Consider the following 392-nt stretch of genomic DNA (forward strand, 5'->3'; position numbering starts at 1 on the left):
CGTGCCAGTCTTGGAGGAATGCGACAGGTGTTCGAACCCCAGGACCGCGCCGACGCGAGGGCGGCGTCCCGGCGCGGCCCGACGACGTCCCTGCGGGGGCTCGTCGACCCCGCCGCCGCGCGGCGCGGGTTCGAGCTCGTGCGCGTCGATCCGGCGCCGGACCTCGCGGACCTGGTCGAGCGGCACTGGGTCGTTCCCTGGGACCTGCCGCCGGGGGAGTCGTTCACGCAGGTCGTGGTTCCGCACCCGGTCGCCAACGTGGTCGCCGAGGCGGCGGGGTACGTCGCGCACGGCATCCCGCCGGGTCTGTTCGAGCGCACCCTGGCCGGGTCGGGTGCCGTCGTGGGGACCAAGCTCCGGCCGGGCGCGTTCCGCGTGCTGCTGGGGCACGC

Annotated in this window: 1 protein-coding gene; it reads left to right on the forward strand. The window is 76.0% G+C overall.

Going from position 1 to position 392, the window contains the following annotated elements; genetic code table 11:
- Positions 1-27: 27 nt before the first annotated feature.
- Positions 28-392 (forward strand): DUF6597 domain-containing transcriptional factor (locus G3I78_RS50450; protein ID WP_343244055.1); only part of this gene is annotated, 365 nt, incomplete at its 3' end.

Origin of the sequence: Streptomyces sp. SID13726 (assembly GCF_010548375.1) — a bacterium.
Lineage (GTDB): Bacteria > Actinomycetota > Actinomycetes > Streptomycetales > Streptomycetaceae > Streptomyces.